This is a genomic window from Pseudomonas sp. HY2-MNA-CIBAN-0224, assembly GCF_040310285.1.
Taxonomy (GTDB): Bacteria; Pseudomonadota; Gammaproteobacteria; order Pseudomonadales; family Pseudomonadaceae; genus Aquipseudomonas; species Aquipseudomonas helleri.
Map to the genome: position 1 here is coordinate 1 of NZ_JBEOPQ010000800.1, position 246 is coordinate 246.

General features: G+C 50.0%; 1 pseudogene. It reads right to left on the reverse strand.

Going from position 1 to position 246, the window contains the following annotated elements:
* Positions 1-246, reverse strand: a pseudogene (locus AAEZ03_RS28510) (hypothetical protein); the annotation flags it as partial.

The window sequence follows — 246 nt, forward strand, 5'->3', positions numbered from 1 at the left end:
TGCGCCAGATGTACAGAGCGCTTAATTTGACCGAGTATCTGCGGTTCGCCCAATATCATAGAGTCCAGCCCAGCAGCGACGCGCAGCCAATGAGTCAGCGCATGAGTATCACGGTGCACATAAAGATAAGGGTCAATCTCTGCAAGCGACAATTGCTTAAAGTTAGCCAGCCAAGTTTTAATCTTCATGATATGGGCGCTGACGGCCGCTGAGGAGACAGTATTGTTGAGCGCCATATTGTTAGGC